Origin of the sequence: Curtobacterium pusillum, assembly GCF_007673235.1 — a bacterium.
Taxonomy (GTDB): Bacteria; Actinomycetota; Actinomycetes; order Actinomycetales; family Microbacteriaceae; genus Curtobacterium; species Curtobacterium pusillum_C.
The window spans coordinates 225,465-252,463 of record NZ_VDZH01000001.1 but is presented as its reverse complement, the minus strand read 5'-3'; the positions used below and the strand labels follow the sequence as shown (position 1 = coordinate 252,463).

General features: G+C 71.5%; 24 protein-coding genes and 1 pseudogene. 2 read left to right on the top strand and 23 right to left on the bottom strand.

Annotated elements, in window-relative coordinates:
* Positions 1–104 precede the first annotated feature (104 nt).
* From FS532_RS01155 to FS532_RS01135, 5 genes are all read right to left on the bottom strand, one after another.
* Positions 105–1,067 (bottom strand): bifunctional riboflavin kinase/FAD synthetase, encoded by a 963-nt coding sequence (locus FS532_RS01155; RefSeq protein WP_144749608.1) that lies wholly within the window; start codon positions 1,065–1,067, stop codon positions 105–107.
* Positions 1,068–1,076: 9 nt separating this feature from the next.
* Complete coding sequence (locus FS532_RS01150) at positions 1,077–1,520, bottom strand: hypothetical protein (RefSeq protein WP_144749606.1); 444 nt, start codon at positions 1,518–1,520, stop codon at positions 1,077–1,079.
* Between the two features lie 71 nt (positions 1,521–1,591).
* Positions 1,592–1,957, bottom strand: a complete 366-nt coding sequence (locus FS532_RS01145; RefSeq protein WP_079236179.1) for a hypothetical protein — start codon at positions 1,955–1,957, stop codon at positions 1,592–1,594.
* Positions 1,954–2,895, bottom strand: coding sequence for a tRNA pseudouridine(55) synthase TruB (truB, locus tag FS532_RS01140; RefSeq protein WP_144749604.1), 942 nt, complete (start codon positions 2,893–2,895; stop codon positions 1,954–1,956). The genes FS532_RS01145 and truB overlap by 4 nt, the downstream gene beginning before the upstream one ends.
* Positions 2,896–2,923: 28 nt before the next feature.
* Positions 2,924–3,370 carry a hypothetical protein gene (locus FS532_RS01135; RefSeq protein ID WP_144749602.1) on the bottom strand — a complete coding sequence of 149 codons (447 nt, stop codon included), beginning with the start codon at positions 3,368–3,370 and terminating at the stop codon, positions 2,924–2,926.
* A 97-nt stretch (positions 3,371–3,467) separates the two neighbouring features.
* On the opposite strand from FS532_RS01135, the gene FS532_RS01130 reads away from it, so the two are divergent.
* On the top strand, positions 3,468–4,334 hold the full coding sequence (locus tag FS532_RS01130) for an A/G-specific adenine glycosylase (RefSeq protein WP_144750751.1): 867 nt from the start codon (positions 3,468–3,470) through the stop codon (positions 4,332–4,334).
* Positions 4,335–4,343: 9 nt separating this feature from the next.
* Here the strand turns inward: FS532_RS01130 and rbfA are convergent, their stop codons facing one another.
* The 12 genes from rbfA to FS532_RS01070 all read right to left on the bottom strand — a co-directional run bounded on the left by rbfA (position 4,344) and on the right by FS532_RS01070 (position 18,422).
* Positions 4,344–4,802: a 30S ribosome-binding factor RbfA gene (rbfA, locus tag FS532_RS01125; RefSeq protein ID WP_144749600.1), complete on the bottom strand. Its 459-nt coding sequence runs from the start codon at positions 4,800–4,802 to the stop codon at positions 4,344–4,346.
* Between the two features lie 89 nt (positions 4,803–4,891).
* Entirely contained in the window at positions 4,892–7,744 is a 2,853-nt protein-coding gene (gene infB, locus FS532_RS01120) for a translation initiation factor IF-2 (protein WP_144749598.1), read from the bottom strand.
* Positions 7,745–7,819: 75 nt separating this feature from the next.
* Entirely contained in the window at positions 7,820–8,134 is a 315-nt protein-coding gene (locus tag FS532_RS01115) for a YlxR family protein (protein WP_144749595.1), read from the bottom strand.
* Positions 8,135–8,200: 66 nt separating this feature from the next.
* Positions 8,201–9,196 (bottom strand): transcription termination factor NusA, encoded by a 996-nt coding sequence (gene nusA, locus FS532_RS01110; RefSeq protein ID WP_144749593.1) that lies wholly within the window; start codon positions 9,194–9,196, stop codon positions 8,201–8,203.
* Between the two features lie 233 nt (positions 9,197–9,429).
* A complete protein-coding gene (locus FS532_RS01105; protein ID WP_144749591.1) occupies positions 9,430–11,181 on the bottom strand; it encodes a proline--tRNA ligase in 1,752 nt (583 codons plus the stop codon).
* A 31-nt stretch (positions 11,182–11,212) separates the two neighbouring features.
* Positions 11,213–12,343 (bottom strand): flavodoxin-dependent (E)-4-hydroxy-3-methylbut-2-enyl-diphosphate synthase, encoded by a 1,131-nt coding sequence (gene ispG / locus FS532_RS01100; RefSeq protein ID WP_079238924.1) that lies wholly within the window; start codon positions 12,341–12,343, stop codon positions 11,213–11,215.
* A gap of 57 nt (positions 12,344–12,400) precedes the next feature.
* Complete coding sequence (locus tag FS532_RS01095; RefSeq protein WP_144749589.1) at positions 12,401–12,961, bottom strand: cysteine hydrolase family protein; 561 nt, start codon at positions 12,959–12,961, stop codon at positions 12,401–12,403.
* Positions 12,958–14,403: a purine-cytosine permease family protein gene (locus FS532_RS01090; RefSeq protein ID WP_079236188.1), complete on the bottom strand. Its 1,446-nt coding sequence runs from the start codon at positions 14,401–14,403 to the stop codon at positions 12,958–12,960. Before FS532_RS01090 ends, FS532_RS01095 begins: the two co-directional genes overlap by 4 nt.
* A 34-nt stretch (positions 14,404–14,437) precedes the next feature.
* On the bottom strand, positions 14,438–15,772 hold the full coding sequence (locus FS532_RS01085) for a M50 family metallopeptidase (RefSeq protein ID WP_186321860.1): 1,335 nt from the start codon (positions 15,770–15,772) through the stop codon (positions 14,438–14,440).
* A 73-nt stretch (positions 15,773–15,845) separates the two neighbouring features.
* Positions 15,846–16,964, bottom strand: a complete 1,119-nt coding sequence (gene dxr, locus FS532_RS01080) for a 1-deoxy-D-xylulose-5-phosphate reductoisomerase (RefSeq protein WP_144749585.1) — start codon at positions 16,962–16,964, stop codon at positions 15,846–15,848.
* 3 nt (positions 16,965–16,967) lie between these two features.
* A complete protein-coding gene (locus FS532_RS01075) occupies positions 16,968–17,939 on the bottom strand; it encodes an FKBP-type peptidyl-prolyl cis-trans isomerase (protein ID WP_144749583.1) in 972 nt (323 codons plus the stop codon).
* Between the two features lie 6 nt (positions 17,940–17,945).
* Entirely contained in the window at positions 17,946–18,422 is a 477-nt protein-coding gene (locus FS532_RS01070; protein ID WP_144749581.1) for an OsmC family protein, read from the bottom strand.
* A gap of 94 nt (positions 18,423–18,516) precedes the next feature.
* On the opposite strand from FS532_RS01070, the gene FS532_RS01065 reads away from it, so the two are divergent.
* Entirely contained in the window at positions 18,517–19,509 is a 993-nt protein-coding gene (locus tag FS532_RS01065; RefSeq protein WP_144749579.1) for an asparaginase, read from the top strand.
* 17 nt (positions 19,510–19,526) lie between these two features.
* Here FS532_RS01065 and FS532_RS01060 read toward each other — a convergent pair whose 3' ends face one another.
* The 6 genes and pseudogenes from FS532_RS01060 to FS532_RS01040 all read right to left on the bottom strand — a co-directional run bounded on the left by FS532_RS01060 (position 19,527) and on the right by FS532_RS01040 (position 26,949).
* Positions 19,527–20,219: a hypothetical protein gene (locus FS532_RS01060; RefSeq protein ID WP_144749577.1), complete on the bottom strand. Its 693-nt coding sequence runs from the start codon at positions 20,217–20,219 to the stop codon at positions 19,527–19,529.
* Between the two features lie 100 nt (positions 20,220–20,319).
* Positions 20,320–21,933: an FHA domain-containing protein gene (locus FS532_RS01055; RefSeq protein ID WP_222121938.1), complete on the bottom strand. Its 1,614-nt coding sequence runs from the start codon at positions 21,931–21,933 to the stop codon at positions 20,320–20,322.
* A gap of 84 nt (positions 21,934–22,017) precedes the next feature.
* Positions 22,018–22,086: pseudogene (locus FS532_RS19155) on the bottom strand (zinc-ribbon domain-containing protein); the annotation flags it as partial.
* Entirely contained in the window at positions 22,083–24,569 is a 2,487-nt protein-coding gene (locus FS532_RS01050) for a transglutaminaseTgpA domain-containing protein (RefSeq protein WP_144749573.1), read from the bottom strand. The gene FS532_RS01050 and the pseudogene FS532_RS19155, both read right to left, overlap by 4 nt.
* Positions 24,566–25,837: a DUF58 domain-containing protein gene (locus tag FS532_RS01045; protein WP_260852479.1), complete on the bottom strand. Its 1,272-nt coding sequence runs from the start codon at positions 25,835–25,837 to the stop codon at positions 24,566–24,568. The genes FS532_RS01050 and FS532_RS01045 overlap by 4 nt, the downstream gene beginning before the upstream one ends.
* Positions 25,838–25,977: 140 nt before the next feature.
* Entirely contained in the window at positions 25,978–26,949 is a 972-nt protein-coding gene (locus FS532_RS01040) for an AAA family ATPase (protein WP_144749569.1), read from the bottom strand.
* Positions 26,950–26,999: the final 50 nt, after the last annotated feature.

Genomic DNA, 26,999 nt, shown 5'->3' with positions numbered 1-26,999 from the left:
CCCCCGCCCGCGGCCACACCCCCGCGGGCGCGGGGCCCCGCGGGGGCTTCGTCGTACGGGCACGCGGCGCGCGGCGCGCGCAGTGTGCGAGGACGCTCCGGCGGTCAGACGACCGCGGGCAGGCCCAGGAGCGTTCGGATGTCCCGGTCGTCCTGCCGCATCTGCGCCGCGAGCTCGTCCATCGAGTCGAACTTCACCATGCCCCGGACGTAGGAGACGAACAGGACCGAGATGGTCTCGCCGTACAGGTCGATCTCGACGTCGAGCAGGTGCGCCTCGATCTGCTTCGCCGGCACACCCTCGAACGTCGGGTTGTTCCCCACCGACACCGCCGCCGGGTACACCGTGCCGTCGTGCAGGACCCGGGCGGCGTAGACACCGTCCGCCGGGACGAAGCCCTCGCACGCCGGGTCGAGGTTCGCGGTCGGGTACCCCATCGCGCGGCCTCGCTCGTTGCCGTGCACGACGATGCTCCGGACGGCGTGCTCGCGACCGAGGAGCCGTGCCGCCTCGGCGACGCGGCCGTCACCGAGGAGTTCACGGATCCACGTGGACGAGACCCGACGCTCGCCGTCCGGCCGGACGTCGTCCACCAGGTCGACGTCGTCGATGAGCTCGACGGTGAACCCGTGCTGCTCCCCCAGGGCGCGCAGCAGCGTGACGTCGCCGGCACCCTTCGCGCCGAACCGGAAGTCACTGCCGACGAACACCAGCCGGGCGTGCAGGGTGTCGACGAGGATCTCGGAGACGAACGCCTCCGGCGCCTTCGACTGCAGCTCGTGGTCGAAGCGGAGGAGCAGCGTCGCGTCGACCCCCACGTCGTCGAGGAGCTCACGGCGCTGCGCGATGCTCGTCAGCGCTGGAGGCACCTTGCCCGGCTCGATGACGCTGAGCGGGTGCCGGTCGAACGTCACGACGGTGGAGACGAGGTCGTGCTCACGGGCGGCGCGCTCGAGGTGCGCGATGACCGCGCGGTGCCCCACGTGCACGCCGTCGAACTTGCCGATCGTCACGGCACTGGGCCCGAAGCCCTGCGCCACGTCGGCGGTGTCGTCGTAGTACTGCATGCCGCTCCCCTACTCGCCGGCCGTCACGGTGGACGGCGTCGTGTCGGCGGTCACCGCGGTGCGGTGGTGCTTCCGCAGCCACCACAGGCCGGCCACGGGCAGCACGAGGGGTGCGAAGGCGTAGCCCATGCCGTAGTACGACCAGATCGTGTCGTCGGGGAACAGCGCACGGTCGAAGAGCGACAGGGTCCCGATGACCAGGACGCCGGTCATCTCGAACACGATCGTCACACAGGCGACCCGGTACCAGGCCCGACCGGGGACGATCAGGGCGATCATCGCGACGATGTACACGACGGCCGCGATGGCGCTGAGCGTGTACGCGAACGGCGCGAAGTCGAACTTCTCGATGATCTGGACGACGCTCCGCCCGGTCGCCGCCAGCGCGAGGATGCCGTACACGGCGATGAGGACGCGGCCGATGCCCGTCGCGAGTGAGGATCTGGTCGCCATTGCACCGATTCTACCGACGGTCCGGCCGACCCATGACGCACCGCGACGATCGGCTCGGCCCGACACCGGGATCAGTTCAGGGCGAACCAGATCTGGTACATCCGGTAGACCATCACGGCGACGGTGAACGCGCCGGCGCCGAGCACCACGGTGCTCCACTTCGTCCGGTCGATGAGCGCCCAGACAATGGTCGCCGGCGGGACGAGCAGCACCGACACCGCGTACACGCCGAACTCGAGCCCGTTGCCCTTCGGCGGGCTGCCGACGGCGGGGAGCACGAGGGAGATGACGCCCTGCGCCAGGAGCAGCAGCTCGACCAGGACGAGCGACCCGACCGTGTAGTCGTTGGGCTTCCACCCGATGAAGCCGACGACCACGGCGAACAGCCCCGCGACGACCGCGATGACGAGCTGCACCCACATGAACCACTCGATCACGCGCGCACCCCCGTCGGCGTCGGGAAGTTCGTGATGACCCGGAGCAGTCCGCGCCGGACCGACACGAGTCCGACCAGGCGGTCGTCGTCCGCGGCGACCGCGGCGACCGGGCCGTCGGAGTCGGGGTGGTCGGCCGCGACGCGCTTGCCGTCGGTCAGGTCCTTCGCCGCCGCGGCGTCGAGGGTCACCGAGGAGAAGAGGCGTCGGGCGACGTCGGCCGGCCGGGCGAGGGCTGCTCGGACGTCGACGGACTCGTCCTCGAGGTCGATCGCGTCGTCGACGTCGAACGGCCCGACCTCGGTGCGCCGGAGCGCGGTCAGGTGCGCCCCGGTGCCGAGCGCGGCACCGACGTCACGGGCGAGCGCGCGGACGTAGGTACCGGAGGAGCAGGTGACGACCACGTCGAGGTCGACCACGGTGACGTCGGCGCCGTCCACCGACACGACGCGCTCGTTCCGTCCGGTCACGTCGAAGCGGGAGACCGTCACGCGTCGGGACTTCAGGACGACCTCCTCGCCCTTGCGCGCGAGGTCGTACGCACGACGCCCGTCCACCTTGATGGCGCTGACGGTCGACGGCACCTGCTCGATCTCGCCCCGCTGCGCGGCCACGGCCGTCTCGACCGCGGCGTCCGAGACGTCGGCGGACGCGGTGCCGACGGCCACGGTCGGCGCGCCGTCAGCGTCGTCGGAATCGGTGGAGACGCCCAGACGGATCGTCGCCGTGTACGTCTTGCCGAGGCCGACGAGGTGCGTCAGCAGTCGGGTCGACGAGCCGATGCCGAGGAGCAGCAGGCCGGTCGCCATCGGGTCGAGCGTGCCGGCGTGGCCGACCTTCTTCAGCCCCAGCCGACGTCGGGCGATCGAGACGACCCGGTGGCTGGAGATCCCCTGCGGCTTGTCGACGAGGAGGATGCCGTCGGGCGCGGTTTCGAGCACCAGAGGAGATTACCAGCGGTCGTGCCGGTCAGCAGGCGTCGTTCCACTCCCGACGTGGGTGCTCGGGGTCGGTGACGTCGAGCACGGCAGAGGCAGCGATCTTGACGTCCGCCCGGCGTTCGAGCCGTCCGGATTCCTGCTCCACCCACATCGACCACCGCCACAGCGCTCGGGTACCGTGCGCGAGCACGCCGTGTCCGTGCACGACGAGCACGCCGGGCCCCTCGCCCGTCGACCGGAACGGCGCGACGAGTCCGGAGCGGAGCTCGTCGGCGTCGCCCGAGGGCGCCGCGGCGGCCATCGCGGACACTCCGTGTTGCTGGAATCCGTCGACGAGCCCGGAGGCCACGCGCTCGAGGTCGACGCCGTCCTGTCCGTCGATGCCGACGACGGTCCGGTTCGTGCCGACCTGTGCTATCACCTCGGCCGCGATCGCGGCCATGGTGTCGGTCTCCTGGGGTGCCCAACGTGCCATGTGCCCACCGTAGGCTGTCGTGGTGAACGCGAGTCGTGCCTCCAGTCCGAATGTGGACAACCCGACCCGTCCACAGGACGCGACCCCGGGAACGGACATCGCGACACCGCTCATCGCCTGGTTCCGCGCCGAGGCGCGGGACCTGCCGTGGCGCCGTCCCGGCTTCCCCGCGTGGGGAACCCTGGTCAGCGAGATCATGCTGCAGCAGACGCAGGTGGCGCGCGTCATCCCCCGCCTGGAGGCATGGCTCACCCGGTGGCCGACGCCTGCGGACCTCGCGGCCTCACCCCCGGCGGACGCGGTGCGTGCCTGGGACCGGCTCGGCTACCCGAGACGCGCGCTCGCGCTGCACGCGGCCGCGACGGCGATCGCCGAGCAGCACGACAACGTCGTGCCACGGGACGTCGACGCGCTGCTGGCGTTGCCCGGCATCGGTGACTACACGGCTCGCGCTGTCGCGGTCTTCGCGTACGGCGACCGGCACCCGGTCGTCGACGTGAACGTCCGGCGCGTCCTCGCGCGCGCCCTGCTCGGCCAGGGCGAACCCGGCCCGGCGAAGGCGAAGCAGGACCTCCCGCTGATGGAGTCCGTGCTGCCCGCGGACCGTGACGACGCCGCGGCGACGAACGCCGCCGTGATGGAGCTCGGCGCGCTCGTCTGCGTCGCCCGCTCCCCCGCGTGCGACGCGTGCCCGATCGCGGACCGCTGCGCGTGGCGGGCCGCCGGCTACCCGGAGCACGAGGGGCCGCGCGCGCCGAAGCAGGCGAAGTTCGCCGGCAGCGACCGGCAGGTGCGCGGGCTGATCATGGCGGAGCTCCGCGCGAGCGACGTCCCCGTCACACGGGACGAGATCGAGCCGGTGTGGCCCGATGCCGAGCAACGGGACCGGGCGCTCGCGTCGCTCCTGCGCGACGGACTGGCCGTCGGGGACGACGCGAGCGGCTACCGGCTTCCCGAGGGCTGACCGGACGGGTCAGGCGCGCGCCTCGTCGGCGTCGCCGTCCTCGTCCTCGTCCTCGTCGTGCTTGTACGGGTCGGCGTCACCGGCGTAGCTCGCACCGGCCGCCGCCGCACGCACCTGCTCGTCGCGCACCTGGGCCTGCACGAGCAGGTCCTCCATGTGCGCCGAGGTCTCCGGCAGGGCGTCGGCGATGAACTCGAGCGACGGGGTGAGCCGCGCCGTGATGTTCTTGCCGACCTCCGAGCGGAGCATGCCCGTCGCGGCCTTGAGCGCTGCTGCCGAGTCGGCACGCTCCTCGTCGGTGCCGTACACCGTGTAGAAGATCGAGGCGTGCTGCAGGTCACCGGTCACGCGGACGTCGGTGATCGTCACGAACCCGAGCCGGGGGTCACGCAGACCCTTGTCGAGTCGGCGTGCGACGACTTCCTTGATGCGGTCCGCCATCTTGCGTGCGCGCTGCGGATCGGCCATGGGTGCCTCCTGTGGCGATGTCTTGCTCTGGAACGGGGCTGGGCCCCGGCCTCCCGTGAAGGAGACCGGGGCCCAGGGTACTCACGCGACTAGTCGCGCGGCTTCTCGACGAGCTCGGTGGTCTCGATCTCGTCGCCGATCTGGATGTCGTTGAACTTGCCCAGACCGATACCGGCTTCGAAGTCCGTGCGGACCTCGGTCACGTCGTCCTTGAAGCGACGCAGCGACTCGATGGCCAGACCATCGGCGAGCACCACGCCTTCGCGGATGACGCGCGCCTTGGCGTTGCGCGTGATCGTGCCGGAGCGGACGATGACACCCGCGATGTTGCCGAACTTGGAGGAACGGAACACCTCGCGGATCTCGGCGACACCCGACTGGACCTCTTCGTACTCGGGCTTGAGCATGCCCTTGAGGGACTGCTCGATGTCCTCGAGTGCGTTGTAGATGACCGAGTAGAAGCGCACGTCGATGCCTTCGCGCGCCGCACGCTCGCGGGCCTTGACGTCCGGGCGGACGTTGAAGCCGACGACGATCGCGTTGTCGATCGTGGCCAGGTCGATGTCCGACTCCGTGATCGCACCCACACCGCGGTGCAGGATGCGGAGCTGGACGCTGTCGTCGACCTCGATGTCCAGGAGCGACTGCTCGAGTGCCTCGACGGCACCGGAGACGTCACCCTTGATGATGAGGTTGAGCGAGTCGACCTTGCCCTCTTCGAGTGCGCGGGTGAAGTCCTCGAGCGAGATGCGCTTGCGGGCCTTGGCCAGCTGGGCGTTGCGCTCGGCGGCTTCACGCTTCTCGGCGATCTGACGTGCCGTGCGGTCCTCTTCGGTGACGAGGAACGTGTCACCGGCGCGGGGCACCGAGGACAGACCCTGCACCTGGACCGGGCGGCTCGGCGTCGCGGCCTTGACCGCCACGCCGTTCTCGTCGGTCATCGCACGGACCCGGCCGTAGGCCGTACCCGCCACGATGGCGTCGCCGACGTGCAGCGTCCCGGACTGGATGAGGACGGTCGCCACCGCACCACGGCCCTTGTCGAGCCGTGCTTCGATCGCGACGCCTCGGGCGTCCTTGTCGGGGTTCGCACGCAGGTCGAGACCGGCGTCGGCGGTCAGCAGCACGGCGTCCAGGAGCTCCTGGATACCGATGTTCTGACGAGCCGAGACGTCGACGAACATGACGTCGCCGCCGTACTCCTCGGCCACCAGGTTGTACTCGGTGAGCTGCTGGCGGACCTTGGCCGGGTTCGCGCCTTCCTTGTCGATCTTGTTCACCGCGACCACGATCGGCACGTTCGCCGACTGGGCGTGGTTCAGCGCCTCGATCGTCTGGGGCATGATGCCGTCGTCCGCCGCGACCACGAGGATCGCGATGTCGGTGACCTGCGCACCACGGGCACGCATGGCCGTGAAGGCCTCGTGACCCGGGGTGTCGATGAACGTGATCGGACGCTCGATGCCCTCGTGCTCGGTGACGATCTGGTACGCACCGATGTGCTGGGTGATGCCACCGGCCTCGCCCTCGACGACCTTCGAGTTCCGGATCGCGTCGAGCAGGCGGGTCTTACCGTGGTCGACGTGGCCCATGACGGTGACGACCGGGGGACGCTGCTGCAGGACGGAGTCGTCCTCGTCGGCGTACTCGGCGTCGATGTCGATGTCGAAGCCCTCGAGGAGCTCCTTGTCCTCGTCCTCGGGCGAGACGATCTGGATCTTGTAGCCCAGCTCGTCGCCGAGGACCTCGAACGTGGCCTCGTCCAGCGACTCGGTCGCGGTCGCCATCTCACCGAGGTGGAACAGCACCGTCACCAGGTTGCCGGGGCTCGCGTCGATCTTGTCCGCGAAGTCCGAGATGCTCGCACCACGACGGAGTCGCACGACCGTGTTGCCGTCACCGCGAGGGACCTGCACACCACCGAGCGACGGCGCCTGCCGCATCTCGTACTCGGCGCGCTTCGTCCGCTTCGACTTGCGGGCACGGCTCTTGCCGCCACCGCGACCGAACGCACCAGCGGTACCGCCACCGGGGCCACGACCGCGGCCACCGCCACCGGCGGGACGCGGGCCGCTGAAGGCCGGACGCGGGAAGCCGCCACCGGCTCCACCGGCACCGCCCGGACGACCACCGGGGCCGCCACGACCGCCGCCACCCTGGCCCGGGCGCTGCCCGAAGCCGTTCGGACGGTTGCCCTGACCGGGACCACCGGGACGCGGAGCACCCGGACGGGGAACGCCCGGACGCGGCGGAGCGGGGCGCGGGATGCCGTTGCCGCCACCGGCACCACCGGCGGGACGCTGGCCCATGCCCTGGTTGGACGAGTACGGGTTGTTGCCCGGACGCGGCGGGCGGGAGCCCATGCCCTGGCTCGACGCGTAGGGGTTGTTGCCCGGGCGTGCGCCCGGCTTCGGGCCACCCGGCTTCGGACCGGCTGCTGCACCGGGCTTCGGAGCGCCACCGGGCTTGACGGCGTCGCTCTTCGCCTCGGGGGCTGCGCCGTCACCGGCGTCGCCGGACTTCTCGGCGGCGGCCTTCTCGGCAGCGGCGGCCTTCCGCGCGGCCTCGGCCTCGGCCTGCCGCTGTGCGACGGACTTCGGCGCCGCCGGCGTCGGCACGTCGGCGGCGGGCGCCTGCACCTCGGGCTCGGGCTCGGGGGTGGGTGCCGGACGCGCCGGACCCGGGCGGGGGCCGCCCGGCTTCGGTGCGCTCGACTTCGGTGCGGCCGCCGTGGCGGGCGCACTCGGGGTCTGTGCCGCGGCCGGCTTCGACGCCGAGGCGCCGTCAGCCTGCAGTGCAGCGCGGAGCTTGCGTGCGACGGGGGGTTCGACGCTCGAGCTCGGGCCCTTGACGAATTCGCCGAGTTCCTTGAGCTTCTCCATTGCGGTCTTGCTGTCGACACCGAGTTCGGATGCGATCTCGTGTACGCGTGGTTTTGCCACTGTTCTCCTTCACGGGTCCCACCCCGTGCAAGGGGCAGGACTCAATGGATGACGGGTCTCATTTCGAGCCGCTCATCAGTTGTCCATAAGCCGTTCAGCCTGTTCTGTCGTGTCCTGGTGACGTGCCTGTCCCTCAGCGCTGAGCGCTTCGAGGTAGTCACGCACCGCGGACGTGTCCGGTTCATGATCCAGCCGGAGCGCCCGGCGGAAAGCCCTGCGCTTGGTGGCCTGATCATGTGCTTCGACCGTCGGTGTGAGCCAGGCTCCCCGACCCGGCATGACTGCCTTCGGGTCCGCCACGACGCGACCGTCACTCAGGGCGACGACACGGAGGAGGGAGGACCGGGGAGCACGACGACGACTGCCGATGCATGTTCTGACGGGAACCACCTTACTCCTCCCCTCCGACGACCGCGATCCGGCACGCCCGGACCGGACATGCCGCGAGCGAAACCGTCAGTCCTCGCCGTCCAGGATCGAGTCCGGCTGGATGTCGATCCGGGCACCCGTGAGCTTGGCGGCGAGGCGAGCGTTCTGCCCCTCCTTGCCGATCGCGAGCGACAGCTGGTAGTCCGGCACGAGGGCACGGACGGCCTTCGTCGAGGCGTCGAGCACGAAGGCGCTCGTGACCTTGGCGGGCGACAGGGCGCTCGCGACGAACGACGCGAGGTCCGACGAGTAGTCGACGATGTCGATCTTCTCGGCACCGAGCTCCGTCGTCACGGCGCGCACGCGGGCACCGAGCTCGCCGATGCACGCACCCTTCGCGTTCACGCCCGGCTCGTTCGCCTTGACCGCGATCTTCGTGCGGTGGCCGGCCTCGCGAGCGAGGGAGGTGATCTCGACGACGCCGGAGGCGATCTCCGGGACCTCGAGGGCGAACAGCTTCCGGACCAGGCCCGGGTGCGTGCGGGACACCGTGATCTGCGGACCCTTGGCACCGCGACCGACGCTCGTGACGTACACGCGGATGCGGGACCCGTGCTTGTAGTCCTCGCCCGGCACCTGCTCCTCCGGCGGCAGGATCGCCTCGACCGTGCCGAGGTCGACGTGCACCATCTTCGGGTTCGGACCCTGCTGGACGATGCCCGCGACGATGTCGCCTTCCTTGCCGCGGAACTCGCCGAGGATCTTGTCGTCGCCGATGTCGCGCAGACGCTGGTTGATGACCTGCTTGGCGGCGAACGCGGCGATGCGACCGAAGTCGCTGGGCTGGTCGACGGCCTCGCCGATCACGGTGCCCTCGTCGTCGCGCTCGGGCACGTAGACCGAGACCTCGCCGGACTTGCGGTCGAGCTCGACGCGGACGTCCGCGTCGACGGGCTCCTCGTTCTCCGTGCGGTGCTTCTGGTACGCCGTCAGGATGGCCTGTTCGATGATCTGGACGAGTTCGTCGAACGGGATCTCCCGCTCACGCTCCATGAGTCGCAGGACTGCGAGATCGATCTTCACCGAGGGCCTCCGTATTCAGATGAGTCGCTCCCGCGGATGGAACCGCGCGGAAGTCGGCGACCAGACTACCGCACTGCGGGTCGCGGACCCGGCCCGACGACGGACGGGAGGTGCGCCCCACCCGCCGGTACCGGCGCACCGCGCCAGCGGGGTGACGGCCGAGACGGGAGGGACGGTGCCAGCTGGCACCGCGCCTCCCGTCCGTCTTGCCGTCGCGTCGAGGACGTGACCCGCTAGATCGCGCGCACCGCGTCGAGCAGCTCGGCGACCGGCACGTCGCGGCGTTCGCCGCTCGCGCGGTTCCACAGCTCGACGACGCCGTCGGCTGCGCCGCGACCGGCGACCACCACGATCGGCATGCCGAGCAGTTCAGCGTCGCGGAGCTTGACGCCCGGCGAGACCTTCGGCCGGTCGTCGTACACGACCTCGAACCGCTCGCCCTCGAGCTGGGAGACGAGCTCGGTCGCCAGCTCGTAGGCGACCTCGTCCCTACCGGTCGCGACCACGTGCACGTCGAACGGGGCGACGTTCTTCGGCCAGGCGAGGCCCTTCTCGTCGTTGTGCGCCTCGGCCAGGATCGCGAGGATGCGCGTCACGCCGATGCCGTACGAGCCCATCGTGACCGTGCGGAGCTTGCCGTTCTCGTCCTGCACCTTGAGGCCGAGCGCCTCGGCGTACTTGCGGCCGAGCTGGAAGACGTGCCCGATCTCCATGCCACGAGCGGTCTCGAGGGGGCCGGAGCCGTCCGGCGCCGGGTCGCCCGCACGCACGTCGGACGCCTCGACCACACCGTCGGCGACGAAGTCACGTCCGGCGACCAGGCCGGAGACGTGCACGCCGCGCTCGTTCGCTCCGGTGATCCACGCGGTGCCGTCGACCACGCGCGGGTCGACGAAGTAGCGGATGCCCGTGGCGCTGTCGGCACCGAGGACCTGCGGGCCGATGTAGCCCTTGACCAGGCCCTTGTGCTTCCGGAAGTCGTCGTCGCCCGCCGCCTCGACCTCGGCCGGCGCGAATGCAACCTCGGCGCGCTTGAGGTCGACGTCGCGGTCACCGGGGAGGCCGACCACGACGACCTCGCGGGTGCCGTCGAGGTGGGTCAGGGCGAGGACGACGTTCTTCAGCGTGTCGGCGGCGCTCCACGGCGCGCCGTCGCGCGGGGCGACCTCGTTCGCGTGGGCGACGAGCGTGTCGATCGTCGGCGTGTCCGACTCGGGCAGGAGCACGGGCTCCGGCTGCCCCTCGATCGGCAGGGCGTCGGGCACCGGGGCGACGTACGCCTCGACGTTCGCCGCGTAGCCGTTCGCGCTGCGGACGAAGGTGTCCTCGCCGACGCCGATCGGGTGCAGGAACTCCTCGGACTTCGAGCCGCCCATCGCCCCGGCGTCCGCCTTGACGATGACGTACTCGAGGCCCAGCCGGGCGAAGATCTTCTCGTACGCGTCGCGCATGACCTGGTAGCTGCGCTCGAGGCCCTCGTCGGTGAGGTCGAACGAGTACGCGTCCTTCATCGTGAACTCGCGGCCGCGCAGCAGACCGGCGCGGGGACGGGCCTCGTCGCGGTACTTGTCCTGGATCTGGAACAGCGTCACCGGGAGGTCCTTGTACGACGAGTACAGATCCTTCACCAGGAGCGCGAACATCTCCTCGTGCGTGGGGGCCAGGAGGTAGTCGGCACCCTTGCGGTCCTGCAGGCGGAACATGCCGTCGCCGTACTCGGTCCAGCGGTTCGTCGCCTCGTACGGCTCGCGCGGCAGGAGCGCCGGGAGCAGGACCTCCTGCGCGCCGGCTGCCACCATCTCGTCGCGGATGATGCCCTCGATGCGCGCACGGACCCGGAGGCCGAGCGGCAGCCAGGCGAAGATGCCCGGGGCCTGGCGACGGACGTAGCCGGCGCGGACGAGCAGCTTCGCGCTCGTCACCTCGGCGTCGGAGGGATCGTCGCGGAGCGTACGGAGGAAGAGATGCGAAAGCCGTGTGACCACGGGGCAAGCCTAGCGGCGCGCGGGGCGGGTGCTAGGACGTGACGACGAGGGGCTTGCCGGTGCCGGCCGCGGGGCCCATGTCCTCGGCGAGACGGTTCGCCTCGGTGATGAGCGTCTCCACGATCTCAGCCTCGGGCACGGTCTTGATGACCTGCCCCTTGACGAAGATCTGGCCTTTGCCGTTGCCCGACGCGACGCCGAGGTCGGCCTCGCGGGCCTCGCCCGGGCCGTTCACGACGCAGCCCATGACGGCGACGCGGAGCGGGACGGTCATGCCCTCGAGGCCCTTGGTGACGTCGTTCGCCAGCTGGTACACGTCGACCTGCGCGCGGCCGCAGCTCGGGCAGGAGACGATCTCGAGCTTGCGCTCGCGGAGGTTCAGGGACTGCAGGATCTGCAGACCGACCTTCACCTCTTGTGCGGGCGGGGCGGAGAGGGACACGCGGATCGTGTCACCGATGCCCTCGGCGAGCAGGATGCCGAACGCCGTCGCGCTCTTGATGGTGCCCTGGAACTCCGGTCCGGCCTCGGTCACGCCGAGGTGCAGCGGCCAGTCCCCCGCGGCTGCGAGCTGCCGGTAGGCCTTGACCATGACGATCGGGTCGTTGTGCTTGACCGAGATCTTGAAGTCGTGGAAGTCGTGCTCCTCGAACAGGCTGGCTTCCCACACGGCGGACTCGACGAGCGCCTCGGGTGTGGCCTTGCCGTACTTCTGGAGCAGGCTCGGCTCGAGCGATCCGGCGTTGACCCCGATGCGGAGCGACACGCCGGCGTCCTTCGCGGCGCGGGCGATGGCACCGACCTGGTCGTCGAACTTCCGGATGTTGCCCGGGTTCACTCGGACCGCGGCGCATCCGGCGTCGATGGCCTGGAAGACGTACTTCGGCTGGAAGTGGATGTCGGCGATGACCGGGATCTGCGACTTCTTCGCGATGATCGGCAGCGCGTCGGCGTCGTCCTGCGTCGGGACCGCCACACGGACGATGTCGCAACCGGATGCCGTGAGCTCCGCGATCTGCTGCAGGGTGGCGTTGATGTTCGTCGTCGGCGTCGTGGTCATCGACTGGACGGACACCGGCGCGTCGCCGCCCACGAGCACCTTGCCGACCCGGATCTGCCGGGACTTGCGGCGCGGGGCGAGGGTTTCGGGGACTTTCGGCAGACCGAGGTTCACTGCAGGCACGAGGTGCACTCTACGCGCAGTGGTCGGGCGTTCGGATCAGACGACCGTGATGAGGGGTGCGTAGAGCCGCATCGCCGCGAGGGCCCGCTCGTGGTCGTCGTCGCTCGCGCCGGCGCACGCGTCCGCCACGACGGTCACGGTGGCGCCGGCGTCCGCGGCCGCCAGGGCGGTGGACAGGACGCAGCAGTCGGTGGACACGCCGACCAGGACGAGGTGCGGGTGGTCACCGGTGACCTCCTGGAGGCCCGTCCCCCACTTGCCGAAGCTCGTCGCGGTGACGACGGGGTCACGTCGGTCGGCTGCGGCGGTCCGGAAGGGTTCGGTCAGGTCCCAGACGGGGTCGGTGTGCGGCACGAGCGCGAACGGCCAGTCGCGGTAGTACGGCACCCAGGCACCCTGCGGGTGCTCCGGTGCGACGAAACGGGTGAAGACCGTGCGGCCGGTGAACCGCGGGAGCAACCGCTCGATGCCCGCGGCGGCGTGGTCGTAGCGCGGGGTGGCCCAGGGACTGTCGCCGGTGAAGACCTCCTGCATGTCGACCACGACGAGCCACGCGTCGTCGGGCACACCCGCGACCGCCGCGTCGACCGCGCTCATGCCTGCTCCTGCCGACGGACCGACCCGCGGGCGAAGAGCAGGGTCCCGAGGAACCCGACGACGAGCGCCACGAGGACACCGAGGTTCGCGTAGGCCCACGCGCCGGTGCGCCCGCCGAGGCCGAACGGCTCGAGCAGGTACCCCTGCCAGTTGAGCCAGGCAGGCACGCCGTAGGTGTTCGTCACGAGCCCCCAGCCGAGCGCGGTCCCGACGACGACGAGGCCGACGGCGAGCCACCGGACGTCGCCGTAGCGTCCACGTCGGTCCTCGAGCTCACCCTCGGCGTACGGCGCCCGGCGGATCACGACGTCGGCGACGAACACCCCGCACCACGCGGCGATCGGGACGCCCAGCGTGACGAGGAACGCCTGGAACGGCTGGATGAACGAGTCGGCGAAGAACACCACGTAGACGGCGCCCGCGACCATGAACACGCCGTCCACCCCGGCAGCCACCGGACGCGGGATGCGGATGCCGGCACTCAGCAGCGCCAGCCCGGAGCTGTAGATGTCGAGCACGGCGCCACCGACCAGCCCGAGCACCGCGACGAGCGCGAACGGGATGAGGAACCACACCGGCAGCACCGTCGTGAGCGCACCGATCGGGTCGGCGCCGATCGCCGCGTTGAGGTCCTTCGACGACCCGGCCAGCAGGACACCGAGCACGACGAGCACGATCGGCGCGAGTGCACCCCCGAAGGTCGTCCACCAGACGACCCCGCGGGTCGAGGCCGACCGGGGCAGGTACCGCGAGTAGTCCGCCGCGGCGTTCACCCAGCCGAGCCCGAAACCGGTCATCACGAGGACGAGGGCCCCGACCACGTTCTGGGCGCTCCCGGACGGCAGTGCGGCGATCGCACCGAGGTCGATCGAGGGCAGCGCGAGCACGACGTAGACGATCGTGAGCACGGCGGTGATCACGGTGATCCAGGTCTGCAGTCGCATGATCACGTCGAACCCGGCGATGCCGGCACCGACCACGAGCGCAGCGACCACCACGAGCGCGACGAGCTTCGTCAGGACACCGCCGTCCCAGCCGAGCTCGCGGAACACCGTCGACGTCGCGAGGACGGCCAGCGACGCGAGCGCGGTCTCCCACCCGACCGTGAGGATCCAGCTCAAGAAGGCCGGCAGCCGGTTGCCACGGACGCCGAACGCCGCCCGACCGAGGACCATCGTCGGTGCCGATCCCCGCTTGCCGGCGATCGCGACGATCCCGCACAGCAGGAACGAGAACGCCACCCCGATGACGGAGACGATCGTGGCCTGCCAGAAGGAGATGCCGAACCCGAGGACGAACGACCCGTAGGCAAGACCGAGCACCGAGATGTTCGCGGCGAACCACGGCCAGAAGAGGTCCCTCGGACGTCCCTTCCGGTCGGACTCGGCGATGACGTCGGTGCCCTGCCGCTCGACCGTGCGGACTTCCGGAGCTGTGCTCATGGACTGAGCGTAGTGCTCCGTCCGCGCCGCGCGACTAGCCGAACAGGTTCACGGGCCGCACGATGTCGGCGTAGATGAGCAGCGCGCTCATGCCGGCGAGCAGGACCACCACGACCATCGTGAGCGGCATGGTCTTGGCGAGGTCGATCGGTCCCGGATCCGCCTTGCCGACGAGCTTGAACGAACGGCGCTTCACGGCCTCCCAGAGGGCACCGGCGATGTGCCCGCCGTCGAGCGGCAGGAGCGGCACCATGTTCAGCACGAACAGCCCGATGTTGAGCGACGCCAGGAGCCCGAGGATCGTGTACGCCTTGTCGATCACCGGTACGCCGCTCATCGACGAGACCTCGCCGATCGCCCGTCCGACGCCGACCACCGAGACCGGGCTGTCCTGCGACCGTTCCTGCGCGCCGAAGGCCGCGTTCCACACGGCGACGAGTCGCTGCGGGAGGTCGATGATCAGGTGGGCCGACGCCGAGATCTGCGCCCCCGTGGCCGGCAGCACCGTGGCGGGCGACTGCCGCACGAGCGACTGCCCGATGCTCACCCCGACCACGCCCACCTGCTGCGTCTTCGTGCTGCCGTCGTCGTTCTTCGCGACCGTGCCGTCGGCCGTGTAGACGTCACGCGTCGCGGTCGTCGGCGTGATGTGCAGCGTCTTCTCGGCACCGTCGCGCTCCACGACCACGGTGACGTCCTTGCCCGCGGACTCCTGGAACACCTCGGAGACCTCGGTGATGGTCGGATCCTGCTTGCCGTCGACCGACAGCACGACGTCGCCGGACCGGATGCCGGCCTGCTTCGCCGGGGACACCGCATCGCCCGAGGCGCACGTGGTGGCCTGGCTCGTCGGCAGGACGCAGTCGACGCTCGAAGTGAACGTCGTCGTGGGCGCGCCGAACCCGACGAGCAGCACCCCGAACAGGAAGATGCCGATCACGAGGTTCATCGCGGGACCGGCGACCATCACGATGATGCGCTTCCACCAGATCAGCCGGTAGAACGCCCGGGAGTCGTCGCCGCCCGAGTCCGCGATCTGCTCGGCGCTCGCCTGCCGCGCGTCCTGCACGAAGGCGCCGTACATGCCGGTGTTCGTGATCGCGTTCGCCCGCCCCGAGGCCCGCGGCTTCAGCATGCCGACCATCGAGATGTAGCCGCCGAGCAGGATCGGGCGGATGCCGTACTCCGTCTCGCCCCGCCGGAACGACCAGATCGCCTTGCCGAAGCCCAGCGAGTACTGCGTCACCTTGACGTTGAACAGCTTCGCGAAGGACAGGTGTCCCAGCTCGTGGAGTCCGATCGAGACCAACAGGCCGATGATGAAGACGACCACGCCGAGGACGAAGAGCAGGACGGATTCGACGGTCACCGGGAAAGGGTACGGGACGCTCGCCATGACGGAGCCGAGCGCACCCTGGGAGGTGAGTCGTGCCTCCAGTCCGTCAGCGGGACAGCGCGCGGTCCGCCGCGGTGCGCGCCCAGCGCTCCGCTGCCAGCACGCCCTGCAGGGAGGACTCCCCCGGCGTGTGCTCCCCGACCACCCGCTCGACCGTGTCGACGATGTCGAGGAAACCGATCGCACCCGCGTGGAACGCGGCGACCGCCTGCTCGTTCGCGGCGTTGAACACCGCGGGGAACGTGCCGCCGAGCTCGCCGACGCGCTTCGCGAGCGCGACGGCACCGAACGCGTCGGTGTCGAGCGGCTCGAACGTCCAGGTGCTGGCCGTCGTCCAGTCGAGTGGCACGCCGACGTGCGGGACGCGGTCCGGCCACGCGAGGCCGAGCGCGATCGGCAACCGCATGTCCGGCGGCGATGCCTGAGCGATGGTCGAACCGTCCACGAACTCGACCATCGAGTGCACGATCGACTGCGCGTGCACCGTGACGTCGATGCGGTCGTACGGGACGCCGAAGAGCAGGTGGGCCTCGATGACCTCGAGCCCCTTGTTCACGAGCGTCGCGGAGTTCGTCGTCACGACCAGGCCCATGTCCCACGTCGGGTGCGCGAGCGCCTGCGCGGGAGTCACGTCGCGGAGCTCGGCGCGCGACCGGCCGCGGAACGGACCGCCGCTCGCGGTGAGGACCAGCCGGCGGACCTCGTCCGGCGCGCCGGAACGGAGCGCCTGGGCGATCGCGGAGTGCTCGCTGTCGACGGGGACGATCTGCCCGGGGGCCGCCGCGGCCTGCACGAGCGGACCGCCGACGATCAGGCTCTCCTTGTTCGCCAGGGCGAGCGTCGCGCCGGACTCGAGCGCGGCCAGGGTCGGACCGAGGCCGACCGAGCCGGTGATGCCGTTGAGGACGACGTCGGCCTCGACGCTGCGCACGAGGTGTTCCGACTCCTCGGCGCCGAACGCGGTGTCACGGACGCCGAAGCGCTCGGCCTGCTCGGCGACGAGGGCACGGTTGCTGCCGGCGGTGAGGCCGACGACCTCGAAGCGGTCCGGGTTGCGAGCGACGACGTCGAGGGCCTGCGTGCCGATCGAGCCGGTGCTGCCGAGGATGACGATGCGGCGCTTCGCGGTCGCCGCGGAACGGTCCGTGGCGCCGGTCGTCGTCACGGGTCAGCCCTTGGCGAGGATGTCGACGACGAAGACGAGCGTGGCGTTCTTCGGGATGCCCGAGCCCTCGGCCGGGTTCGCACCGTAGCCGTCCTCGGGGGTGACGACGATGAGGACCTGCGACCCGATCTTCTGGCCGACCAGGCCCGTCACGAAGCCCTTGATGAGCGAGCCCTCGGAGATCGTGAACGTCGTCGGGGCACCCTTCGACCACGAGGAGTCGAACTCCTTGCCGGTGTCGTACACGACGCCCTTGTACTGGACGAGCGCGGTGTCGCCGTCGGCGATCGTGGCGCCGGTGCCTTGCTTGATGACCTCCGGCGTGGTCTTCGTCGGCGCCGCGACGCCCTTCGGGATCGTGATCTCCGGTTCGCCGTCGGCCTTGTCCTTGACGGTGGGGAGCTTCGGGTCCTGCGTCTGCGGGGTGCCGTTCGACTTCGTCGGGGTCTGCGCGACCACGTCGGCGACGACCACGATCTCGCCGCCGGTGTTGAAGCCGAGCGCCGAGGACTGGCCGACCGCGGCGATGCGGTCGCCGACGTTCGCGCACGCCAGCAGCGCGCCGAACCCGGTGCCGCCGACCGACAGCACCTGCGGGTTGCCCTGGTCGAAGCCGACCGTGCCGAGCTTCTTGGCGTCGGAAGCCTGGTACACGCTGTACGACACCTGCGCGTAGTCGCCGTCCTTGAGTGCCTTGCCCTTGCCCTGCACGACGGTGCTGGCCTGCGGCTTCTTCGCCGACAGGCCCTTGTCGAACTGCACGGTGGGCGCGGTCGTGCCCCCGAACGCGCCGCTGACGTCGATCCCCTTCGATGCCGAACCGGGATCGGGGCACGCCGTGATCGCCGCAGCGGTGGCGCTCGACGACGCACTCGGCGTGGCCGACGACCCGGACGAACCGGATCCGGAGCACGCGGCGAGTCCCAGCACGACGGCGGGGACGAGGGCGATCGGGAGCAGACGCAGACGCTTCACGAGGACCTAGTCTGCCGCACGCACCTTGGTGTGCGGCGCGTGGTGCACAGGAAACGCGACCGACCGAGCGATGAAGCAGAGCTCCGACGCCGTGGCGTGGGCTGCCTCGGCGTCGGCGACGCGGTCCGCCTCGAGGATGGTCACGACCGGGTGCAGAGTGGCCTCGGTCAGCTCGCCGGAGCCGTCCCGGTTGAGGTTCAGGCTCGCGGTCGCGCGGTCCTCGTAGTCGACGACGGTGAAGCCCTGCGTCACGGCGACGTGCAGGTAGCTGAGCATGTGGCACTGCGCGAGGGCGGCGACGACGAGTTCCTCGGGGTTCCACCGGTCGCGGTCACCGCGGAACGTCGGGTCGGCAGAGCCCGCGATGTCGGGCTTGCCGGTGGCCAGGACGTCGTGATCGCGGCCGTACTCGCGGTAGCCGCTCGTGCCGGTGCCGCGGTCGCCGGTCCAGCGGACGGAGACCTCGTAGGAGTGGTCGGTCACGGTGTGCCCCTTCGGCTCGGTACGACTGCGGGTTCACGGGCCGGTGGTCGCCGCTCGGTACGACTGCGGGACGCCGGCTCGGTACGATTGCGGCATGACGGTGAGCCCCGACGTCCGCACTGATCGCCATCCTCTCACCGCCGACGGGTCGGTCGAACTCGCGGTCCTCGACCGCAACGGGTTCGACGAGAGCCGCCACGTCGGCGCCGGCGTGGTGGTGTCCGCCGACGGCACCGTCATCGACTCCGTCGGCGACGTGCAGGCGAGCATCTACCCCCGCTCGACGATGAAGCCGTTCCAGGCGCTCGCGATCCGGCGCGCCGGTGCGGTCTTCTCCGACGAGGAACTCGTCCTCACCACGGCGAGCCACGCCGGTACCGCCGCGCACCAGGCGATCGCGCTCCACATGCTCGAGTCGTTCGACCACGTCGAGGCCGACCTCGGCTGCCCGCCGGACCTGCCGTTCGACCGGTCGACCGCGCGCACCATGACCGAACCCCGGCGTCTGGCGATGAACTGTTCCGGCAAGCACGCCGGCATGCTCGCGGCCTGCCGCGTCAACGGGTGGGACGAGGAAACCTACCTCGACATCGCCCACCCGCTGCAGCAGCGCGTGCGTGCCACCGTCGAGGAGTTCACGCACGAGACCGTCGACGTGGTGGGCACGGACGGGTGCGGAGCCCCCGTGTTCCCGCTCACCCTGGCCGGACTCGCCCGCGGGTTCGCGGGGGTCGTCGCGCGCGCAGAGTCCGACACCGCGGCGCTCACCGACGCAGTGCTCGACCACCCGTGGGCGATCGACGGCATCGGCCGGGCGAACACCGTCACGATCGAGCGGCTGCGGGTGCTCGCGAAGCTCGGCGCCGAGGGTGTCATGGTCATGGGCTTGCCCGGCGGTGCGGCCGTCGCGGTGAAGACCCTCGACGGTGCGCAGCGCGCGGGTACCCTCGCGGCGCTCACCCTGCTCGAGCGCAACGGCTTCGTGGACGCTGCCGGCGTGGCGGACGTGATGGCCGCGACCGGCGAGAAGGTCCTCGGTGGCGGCGTACCCGTGGGCGTCCTGCGCGCGGGCGACGGGCTCCGCTGACCGTTCCGGTCCGCAGGTCACGGGTCGAGTTCCGGAAGCACCGGTGACACCGGGACGCCGATCGGCTCGTCGTGCCGACGCACGGAGCAGCCGTACCGGGTGACCTCGACCGCGACGTCCCAAACCCTCGGCACCTGCCCGAGTCCGGCGACGAGCACCACCGTCGTGGTGCGGCGGCCCTCGGCGTCGCTGACGAGAGCCGCGGTGCCGGCGGGCATCGGCGGACACGGCTCGCCCGGGCCGGCGACGACGGTCCGGAGGTCTGGCGCGCTCGCGACCCGGGCCGACGCCCCTGAGGCCACCGTGGCCGTGCGGACTTGCGCGGCGACCGCACGGAACACCGCCACCGCGAGCACGCCGGTGCCGACGACCGCGATGTGGGCGTGCCCCGGACCCTCGACGCCGATCGATCGCCCGTCATCGGTCGATCCGAGCACGATCGTCGGCGGCGCGGGCAGCCGGGCGTCGTCGGACGGCCCCGACACCATCGCCACTGGGCCGTCGGTCGCGACGGGCACGTCGGTCGGCCACTCCGCTCCGGCCGCCGCGGCTCGGGTGGCGCGGACGAGCAGGACGTCGATCACCGCGCAGCACGCTGCTGCGACGAAGAGCGCCACCCGTGACGGCCCGGCAACGGGTGCCACGACGCCGACGACTCCCACGACGACCGCCGCCCCCACCAGGAGGCAACGAGCGGCGAAGGCTGTCATCCCCTCAGCGCACCACGAACACCCGAGCGTCGGGATCATCCGACGTGAGCTGTGCACAGAACAGCACAGGGCCTCCCATGTTGAGGAAGAGCCCCCTGCGTCACTGCACCAGGAAGAACTGTTCCCCGATGTCCACGCGCGCGCCACGCTCCACCCGGTAGCGACGACCCGGCTCGCAGCGACGGATCGAGCCGTCGATGTGCCGGACGACGGTGCCGTTGCCGGAGAACCGGTCGGACACCCACAGGTCGTCGCCGTCACGACCGAGTTCGAGGTGGGTCTTCGAGACGGACTTGCCCGGGTCGTGCACGGTCAGCAGGTCGTCGAACCGCTCGCCCGGCTGCGGACGCGGGAGCCGTCCGACCAGGCCGGTGCCGTGCACGCCGAAGCGCTCGCCCGTGCTGAAGTGCAGGACGAACGGCGCGCGGGTCGGGGTCTTCGTGACGATGCGGGTCTCGTCGACGTCGTCCTCGAGGTCGCCGTCGGCGCTCGTCGGACCGTCGTCGGACGTCGGCAGCGGCAGCACGGGGCCGGTCATCCCGGGTACCGGCGGCAGCGGGGCTGCGACCGGGACACCCATCGCGGCGGTGTCCGGGGCGGACGGCGCCGATGACGAGTGGGTCGCGGACCCGGGTGCCGTCGGAGCGTGCGGGATGTCGTCCGTGACGTCGTCCGGTGCCTGGTCGGCGAGCGGGGCCGCGTGGACGCCGCGCTGTCGGAGGGGGGCACGCGGGGTCGTCTCCGGCAGCTCCCCCTCGGTGTCGGAGGGTGCCTCGGTGGACGGGTCGGTCGCCGTCTCGGTCGCCGACTCGACGACGTCGTCCGACGACGGGGACCCCTGGACCGGACCGTCGGCGGCGCTGGCCGCCTCGCCCGCGGCGTCGGCGCCGGCCACCCCGACTGCGGCATCGGCATCGGTATCGGTATCGGCAGAGTCGTCCGCCGCCCAGTCCGGCCGGTCCATCGGCAGCGGGACGATCGGGCCGGTGAAGGCAGCCGTCACGGCCGGACGCACTGCCCCGCACTCGGCGCAGAAGATGTCGTCCGGTTCCAGTCGGTGCCCGCACACGTGGCAGGTGGTCGCCTGGTTCACCGGCGTCACGAGGGGTGTCGGGCGGAGTGGACGACGGTCGACGAGGGGCTCGACGACGGCGGTGTCGTTCGCCTGGGGCGGCGACGGCACCGCGGGCGCCTCGACGGACTCGACGCTGGTGTCCTCGGCGGACTCGGCAGCCTGGGCTCCCGACCGCCCGACCCACCAGGACGGCCCGGCGGGGGCGGCGGGCGGTGCCTGCTCCTCGGGACGGCTCCACACAGGGGTGTCCGACTCGGGCCATTCGGCGAGGCGGGTGACCTCGGGGTCCTCCGGCTCGGACGGGAAGGCGTTCGGGTCGAGCGGCGGCTCGACCGGTTCCGGCGCGAACGGCTGCACCGGGGCCGCCGGTGGCCGCGGCGCCTCGGGCTGGGACGGCGCCGGCGGGACGTCGGCCCCGCGCTGCTGCTGACCGGACCAGTCCGTGAGACCGGAGCCCGCGCCGTGCACGTGCGTCGGCGCCGTACGCGGGGCGTAGTCGTCGGGACGTTGGACGGACACGGCGGCCGGCGGCTGTTCGTCGGCGCGGTCCGCGCCGGTGAGCCACGCGCGGGTGGCGGGGTCGAGGGTCGCTTCGGGCAACCAGGCGTCGGTGGCCGGGTCCTGGCGGCGTCCGTGCACGTCGGGCTGCTGCAGTGGCGGCGGCGGAGCCTGTTCGACCGGCGGCTGAGCGGCAGGTCGCCGGCTCGCCGCAGCGGTCACCGCACGCCCGCACTCACCGCAGAAGATCGCTCCGTCCGGGAGCATCGATCCGCAGTGTTCGCATCTGATCACGGGTTGCCTCTGTCCTCACTCGGCCGTCCACGACGCTCGCCGGCCTGCAGGCCATCGTAGTCACGCGGCTCCCCCGGACCCTGGCCGTCAGCGGAGCGCGAACCGCGTCGGCCGACGACCGATGCCACGGAGGCCCCGGCCGATCTCGAGGCGTCGGCGATCCGCAGGGACCTGAGCGACACCGCCGCGCGGATGCGCTCCTTGCGCGTCCGGCCGGCCCGCAGGCTCGCGATCGCGTCGTCCGCGGCGGACCACATCCGGTCGGCCGCGGTGACGTCGGCGTCGTTCGGGCCGAACACGGACCGGTCAGCGAGCGCGGCCAGACCCGTACCGCCGTCGCCCGGTGCGCCGACGACCGCCTCGCGCCGGGTCGCGGAACGCTCGACGTCGTGCCCGCGGTCCACGAGTGCGTCGCGGTACTCGTCCCATGCGCCGACGATCCGTGCTCGTGGCGTCGGAGCCCGGCGTCGTCGCCGACGGCGGATCCGCTTGAGGAGCACGATGACACCGAAGGGCAGCAGCACCAGCGCGACGAAGCCGAGCGTGGCGAGCACCCACGGCAGGGCGGCGAGCAGGATCTGCAGCCAGAGCGGCTGGACGGGCGGCGTGTTGCGGTCACTCTGCGGCGGCGCCTGCTGCGACTGGTCCTGCTGTTCGGCCGGGGGCGGCGGGACGACGGTCTCCGGCCGGGTGACCGGCTGCGGTGTCTGCTGCTGCTCGTCCGGGATGTCGCGCACGGTCGGGTTCGGGTCGATCATGACCCACCCCCACTGCGCCGTGTCGACCTCCACCCGTGCGGTGACGTCCGAGCCGCGGAAGGTCGTCGTCCCGCCCGAGGTCGTCCCCGTGGCAGCGTTCCCGCCCGCGTCACCGCCGGCAGAGAACCCCATCACCACCCGTGCCGGGAACCCGATCTGGTTCGCCATCAGGGCAGCGGCCGCCGCGTACTGCTCCTGGTCGCCGATCATCAACGGCGACGTGAGGAGTTCCTGGATCCGGTCCGCTCCGTGGCCGGAGCGACTCGCGCGGTCGTCGCCGACACCGTGGCTGACGTACCCGTTCCGCTTGAGGTCCTGCACCATCGCGACGAGCTTCGCGCCGTCGGTCTCCGCGTCGGCCGTGGACGCGTCCACGGTGTCGCGGACCGCGTCGGGCACCGAGCGCGGTGTCGGGACGGACGCAGTGCCCGGTCGTGCGGAGGCGAGCTGGTCGTCGGTCGGCTGGTCGGGCACCACCGCCGTCAGGTCGTACCGCGTCCCGTCGCCGACCCCTCCCACGACCGCGCCGGTCCCGGTGGAACCGTTGTAGAAGAACGCGCCGCGCTCCTTCTCTGCGCCCGACCCGGTGAACTCCACCCGTTCGAGGTCCCCGACGGTGGGGAGCCACACGCCGCTGTACCCGTCGACGGTCACGCCGACGCGGACGGTGCGGCCCTGCACCCCGCGGACGTCGACCGACGTCGGTACCCGCTCGAACGTCCCGGACGCGGTCGAACCGTCGGCACCACCGACCCGGTACACCACCCCGTCGTACGTGTCGAGGGTCGCGATCCGCACGAACCCGTTCGCCGGCAGCCCGGTCACCCGCAACTGCGCCGTCTCGGCCTCCGTCTGCTCCTCGTACGCGCGGAACCCGCTCAGCGGACTGACGTAGTCCCGCGGGTCGAACGGCTTCACCACGTCGGTCCGGGCGACGGTCCTCCCGGCCGATGGCGGTGCGACGAGCCCGAGCCCGGTCGCGACGACGGCCGCGGCGACGATGGTCCCGGTCCCGACGAGGGCGGGTCGCAGGACCGAGCGCACGAGGGGCACCCGGGCACCGATGGTGGTCGCCACGGCGACCGCCCGCCGCACGTGCCGCACGGTCAGCGCCCACACGAGCGCGATCCCGGTGAGCACGACTGCGGTCACGATCGACGTGTCCAGCCGGCTCGGCCCGACCACGACACCGGCCGCGAAGAGCACCAGCGCCGGGATGCTGGCCAGTTCCTGCCTGGAGGCACGGGTCGCCACGCTCACGGCCGTCACCGTCGCGACGAGCAACGTCACGAAGAACGGCACGAGCAGCGCCTCGTAGGACCCGACCGGCAGGCTGATGGTCACCAACCGCTTCCAGCCGAGGGCGACGCCCGCGAACAGGTCGACCAGGCCCTGCCCGGTCGGCAGGACCCCGTTGGCCTGGCCGGGGACGGCAGCGGGGACTCCGGTCAGGGCGAACACCGCGACGGTCGCCACGGCGACGACCGCGGTCGGGAGCCGGAAGACGGTACCGACGAGGGCGACGAGGGTGCCGAAGACCACCGCGGTCACGGCGGCGACGATCATCGAGTCGTCGCGGTAGACCGGCCACCAGGCGACGCTCGCCACGGCGAGCAGCAACCAGGTCGCGAGGGTCCCGCCCACCAGCCGTGACGGTGCGAGCCGGCGGGCGTCGCGGCGGACCGTCTTCCGTGCCCGGGTGTCGGGGGACGCTGCGACGCTCATGCGGCCGCCGCCGATCGGTGCAGCGCGTGGCGCAGGTCGTCCAGGTAGCCGATCGTCATGACGGTGAGTCCGGCGACGCGGAGGAACCGGGGCTGCGCCTCGGGTTCGCAGATCACTGCGACGACCTCGACCCCGACGGGGAACCGTGTCGCCGCCAGCCGCAGTGCGGGCAGCTCGACGGTCGACCCGACCACGAGGAACGCGACCGAGATGCCCGCGGTGTCGTTGCCGACGATGCGCGACACCTCGGCGACCGGCAGGCAGGCGTCCGCGAGGCCGACCGACGCGAAGTCGTCCAGCAGTCGCGTCGGGGTGACGGTGGGCAACGAACGGACGGCGTACACCGCGCGCTTCGCGAACTCGGGCGTGCGCTCGGAGACGACGACGGAGACCTCCCGGCCGTCCCGGATCGCCCGGGTGCCGAGGGACGCCGCTGCGCTGACCGCGAGCTCGAACTCCTCGTCGTCGGCGAACTCGGCGCGCGAGAGACCCAACGCGACCACGAGGTGCGACCGCCGGGTGTCCTCGAACTGGCGGACCATCAGCGCGCCCGACTTCGCCGTCGACTTCCAGTGGATCGTGCGCGGGTCGTCGCCGGGCATGTACTCGCGGATCGCGTGGAAGGCGATGTCCGAGGGCGAGAGGTCCGTCGTGGCCTGGCCCTCCAGGTCCCGCACGAGTCCGGTGCTCGTGGACGGGATCGCGATGGTCCGCGGGTGCACGATGACCTGCTCCCGTGCGGTCCACACGATCTCGCGGCGCACCAGGCCGACGGGGTCCGCACGGACACCGGTCACCGGACCCACGTCGAGCACACCGCGCCGGACCGTCGGCACCGGGACCTCCTGCTCGAAGGTCCCACGGGAGCCGATCGACGGGATCGCCACGTCGACCAGACCCGCGCCCACCGGCACCTCCACGGTGATCGGGACCGACGGCAGCCGGACCGGGTTCTCGGCCGTGACCACGACACCAGCCGGGTCCCCCACCGCCACCCGGTGCTGCGGCAACCGCATCCGGATCACCAGACGTGACCGACCGATCAGCGCGACCGCGGCGACGACCACCAGGACCGCACCCGCGAAGCCGACCACGACGACCTCGCGCAGTCCGAACCGGTACCCGAGCACGAACGCGACCAGCGTGAGTGCCGCCACCGTCCATCCCAAGCCGGTGACCACGGCCGAGACCTCTGCCCACCCACGCTTGACGAGCCTCCAGGCCGTCGACCAGGCCCTGGCGAGACCGACGACAGCATCCGCTGCCACGCCCTCACGGTCCCCGACCAGCCGTGTGCGGACGTTCGTGAGGCCGGCGACCGTCCCCGTGCGCTCGTACGCCGTCGTCCCGCGACGCGACCGCGTCGAGGACGGGCGGCGCGACCGCGTGGAGACGGGCCGGCGGTCGGTCACGACGCGGCCCGGTCCGCCGGAGGCGGCGTCTCGACGAGCAGCTGCGCGATGACGCTCGTGGCGCTGACGCCGTCGAACTCGGCCTCGGCGTCGAGGACCAGACGGTGCGCCAGGACCGGCACGGCCAGCGCCTTCACGTCGTCGGGCGTGACGTAGTGCCGCGCGTTGAGCGCAGCGAACACCCGCGACGCGCGCATCAGACCCATCGCACCACGCACGCTGACGCCGAGGCGGACCTCGCTCGCCGAACGCGTGGCGTCGACCAGGCGCGCGACGTAGTCGGCGATCACCGGATCCACGTGCACGGACCGGGCGAGCGTCGCCATCTCGGTGATCGTCGCGGCCGGCACGACGCTCGCGAGGGGCACCGAACTCGACGGCGCGGAGGACGTCTCGAGGATCTTCACCGTCGCGGCGTGGTCCGGGTAGCCGATCGACGCCTTCATCAGGAAGCGGTCGAGCTGCGCTTCCGGCAGGCGGTACGTTCCCGCCTGCTCGACGGGGTTCTGCGTCGCGATGACCATGAACGGGGCGGCGAGCTTGTGGTTCACGCCGTCGACCGTGACCGCGGACTCCTCCATCGCCTCGAGCAGCGCGGACTGGGTCTTCGGGCTCGCGCGGTTGATCTCGTCGGCCAGCACGATGTTCGAGAAGACCGGACCGCGGTGGAAGTCGAACTCCTGCGTCTTCTGGTCGTAGACGCTGATGCCGGTGATGTCGCCCGGCAGCAGGTCCGGCGTGAACTGGATGCGGTTCGTCGAACCCTGCACGCTCTGCGCCATCGCCCGGGCCAGGCTCGTCTTGCCCGTGCCGGGGACGTCCTCGAGGAGGAGGTGGCCCTCGCTGAGCATCGCCGTGACCGCCAGGCGGATCACGAACGTCTTCCCGAGGAGCACCTGCTCGACGTTGGTCACGATGCGGCCTGCGACGTCGGCGAACCAGGTGGCCTGCTCCGGGGTCATGCTCATGCGGTGTCGTTCCTCGTTCTCGGGGATGGCGGTAGGGGAAGAGTACGGGG

Coding starts and splice junctions, on each gene's coding strand:
- FS532_RS01155 (WP_144749608.1), bottom strand. CDS start 1,067: ATGCAGTACTACGACGACACCGCCGACGTGGCGCAGGGCTTCGGGCCC.
- FS532_RS01150 (WP_144749606.1), bottom strand. CDS start 1,520: ATGGCGACCAGATCCTCACTCGCGACGGGCATCGGCCGCGTCCTCATC.
- FS532_RS01135 (WP_144749602.1), bottom strand. CDS start 3,370: ATGGCACGTTGGGCACCCCAGGAGACCGACACCATGGCCGCGATCGCG.
- rbfA (WP_144749600.1), bottom strand. CDS start 4,802: ATGGCCGATCCGCAGCGCGCACGCAAGATGGCGGACCGCATCAAGGAA.
- FS532_RS01095 (WP_144749589.1), bottom strand. CDS start 12,961: ATGAGCGCGGTCGACGCGGCGGTCGCGGGTGTGCCCGACGACGCGTGG.
- FS532_RS01090 (WP_079236188.1), bottom strand. CDS start 14,403: ATGAGCACAGCTCCGGAAGTCCGCACGGTCGAGCGGCAGGGCACCGAC.
- FS532_RS01065 (WP_144749579.1), top strand. CDS start 18,517: ATGACGGTGAGCCCCGACGTCCGCACTGATCGCCATCCTCTCACCGCC.
- FS532_RS01060 (WP_144749577.1), bottom strand. CDS start 20,219: ATGACAGCCTTCGCCGCTCGTTGCCTCCTGGTGGGGGCGGCGGTCGTC.
- FS532_RS01050 (WP_144749573.1), bottom strand. CDS start 24,569: ATGAGCGTCGCAGCGTCCCCCGACACCCGGGCACGGAAGACGGTCCGC.
- FS532_RS01040 (WP_144749569.1), bottom strand. CDS start 26,949: ATGAGCATGACCCCGGAGCAGGCCACCTGGTTCGCCGACGTCGCAGGC.